The organism is Dellaglioa algida DSM 15638 (assembly GCF_001434695.1).
In the GTDB taxonomy this organism is placed as follows: Bacteria; Bacillota; Bacilli; order Lactobacillales; family Lactobacillaceae; genus Dellaglioa; species Dellaglioa algida.
Genome location: NZ_AZDI01000026.1, coordinates 1 through 775, shown reverse-complemented (window position 1 = coordinate 775; position 775 = coordinate 1). Strand labels below are relative to the sequence as shown.

Sequence of the window (775 nt, the reverse complement as noted above, 5' to 3'; positions counted from 1 at the left end):
TAAGGTAGAATAATAGAAAAAGATAGCAGGAGGAATGACGATGAATCATTTTAAAGGAAAGCAATTTCAGCAGGATGTGATTATTGTAGCCGTGGGCTACTATCTTCGTTATAACCTTAGCTATCGTGAAGTTCAAGAAATCTTATATGATCGTGGCATTAACGTTTCTCATACGACGATTTATCGTTGGGTGCAAGAATATGGCAAACTACTCTATCAAATTTGGAAAAAGAAAAATAAAAAATCCTTTTATTCATGGAAAATGGATGAAACGTACATCAAAATTAAAGGAAAATGGCATTATTTGTATCGAGCCATCGATGCAGATGGTTTAACCTTAGATATTTGGTTACGTAAAAAACGGGACACACAAGCAGCCTATGCTTTTCTTAAGCGGTTAGTGAAGCAGTTTGATGAACCGAAGGTTGTAGTCACAGATAAAGCCCCCTCTATTACAAGTGCCTTTAAGAAACTAAAAGAATACGGCTTTTATCAAGGGACAGAACATCGTACCATTAAATACCTGAATAATTTGATTGAACAAGACCATCGTCCAGTAAAGAGACGCAATAAATTCTATCGAAGTTTACGCACTGCCTCTACCACGATTAAAGGCATGGAAGCCATTCGAGGATTATATAAGAAAACCCGAAAAGAAGGCACTCTCTTCGGGTTTTCGGTCTGTACTGAAATCAAGGTATTATTGGGAATCCCAGCTTAAATCATAGATACCGTAAGGGATTTTATTCTTTATTTAAAACTTTGCAACAGAACC

General features: G+C 36.5%; 1 protein-coding gene. It reads left to right on the top strand.

Annotated features, from left to right (window positions below; translation table 11 throughout):
* The first annotated feature begins 40 nt into the window (after positions 1-40).
* The gene (locus tag FC66_RS07800; protein WP_001015311.1) at positions 41-721 is read left to right on the top strand and encodes an IS6-like element IS1216 family transposase; all 681 of its coding nucleotides are present in this window, start codon (positions 41-43) and stop codon (positions 719-721) included.
* The last annotated feature ends 54 nt before the right edge of the window (positions 722-775 follow it).

Coding starts and splice junctions, on each gene's coding strand:
- FC66_RS07800 (WP_001015311.1), top strand. CDS start 41: ATGAATCATTTTAAAGGAAAGCAATTTCAGCAGGATGTGATTATTGTA.